We start from the raw sequence: 875 nt of genomic DNA on the forward strand, positions 1-875 counted from the left end.
TCTGCTATCGCGGCATCGCGGTCTCGGCCAGACTGCTCTACGCCCTGCTGTCCATTCAAATCGTGGTGCTGGTCGCGTTTTCGATGGTCGCGCTGGTCAAGACGTATTCCCGTGACGCCCAGGTCTTTTCGCTGCATCCGTCGCTGTCCTGGTTCTGGCCGGGCGGTCTTGATTTCGGGACGACCGCCGCCCCCGCAATTCTGATGGCAATCTTCATGTACTGGGGCTGGGACACCGCCGTGTCCTGCAACGAGGAGTCCGACGACCCCGGCCGCACGCCTGGCCGCGCCGCCGTCATCTCGACTTTCCTGCTGTTGGCGACCTACACCCTGGTCACCGTGTCGGCCGTGGCGTTCGCCGGTGTCGGGACGGCGGGCATCGGGCTGGGGAACCCGCACAACTCGAAAGACGTGTTCGCTTCCATCGGTCCGGAACTGTTCGGCAACGGCGTCTTCGGGAAGGTTGCACTGCTGTTGCTGGCGGCATCGATCCTGACGTCGGCCTCCGCGTCGACGCAGACGACGATCCTGAAGACAACGCGCACCACCCTGTCGATGGGGGCGTACCGGGCGTTACCGGACTCGTTCGCGAAGACCCACCCTCGCTACCTGACGCCGACCACGTCCACACTCGCGGTCGGCGGAGTCTCCGTGCTCTTCTACGTGCTGTTCACGCTTGTCAGCGAGAACCTGCTGGCCGCGCTGATCGGATCGGTCGGGTTGATGATCGCGTTCTACTACGGGCTTACCGGGTTTGCGTGCGCCTGGTACTACCGCCATACCCTTACCGCTTCGGTCCGGGGTTTTGTGATGCGCGGTGTCGTCCCGTTGCTGGGCGGCGTGGTCTTACTGGTCGTTTTCGTCTACGGGCTCATC

Annotated in this window: 1 pseudogene; it reads left to right on the forward strand. The window is 63.9% G+C overall.

The features are described 5' to 3' along the window. Nucleotides 1-875 (forward strand): annotated as a pseudogene (locus A9X04_RS31100) (APC family permease); the annotation flags it as partial.

The sequence above is a fragment of the Mycobacterium sp. E3247 genome (assembly GCF_001667785.1).
Classification (GTDB): Bacteria; Actinomycetota; Actinomycetes; order Mycobacteriales; family Mycobacteriaceae; genus Mycobacterium.